Annotated in this window: 1 pseudogene; it reads right to left on the bottom strand. The window is 49.1% G+C overall.

The features are described from left to right. A pseudogene (locus B4J23_RS05390) lies at window positions 1-409 on the bottom strand (DNA topoisomerase IV subunit B); the annotation flags it as partial.

Genomic DNA, 409 nt, shown 5'->3' on the forward strand with positions numbered 1-409 from the left:
CTTACGTTCAACTTTCTTGGCTGCTTTTAGACGGCGACCCGCTTTGGAAATGGCTATTTCCGCCAGTTGCATAGCGATGTCTGAATTCTGGTTCAGCCACAGTGCAAACGCATCTTTGGCAATATTCTGCACAATACCTGAGGCTTCACGGCTAGATAATCGTTCCTTGGTTTGACCAGAGAATTGTGGCTCCTGGAATTTCAGCGACAGGACGTAGTTGACCCCGTCCCAGACATCTTCTGCAGACAGTTTCATATTCCGTGGCAACAGGTTACGCAGTTCACAAAACTCACGCATGGCATCGGTCACGCCTGAACGTAAGCCATTCACGTGAGTACCGCCCTGTGCGGTTGGAATCAGGTTGACATATGATTCCTGAATACTTTCTCCACCTTCCACATTCCAGCAG

The organism is Acinetobacter sp. UBA3025 (genome assembly GCF_002367915.1).
In the GTDB taxonomy this organism is placed as follows: Bacteria; Pseudomonadota; Gammaproteobacteria; order Pseudomonadales; family Moraxellaceae; genus Acinetobacter.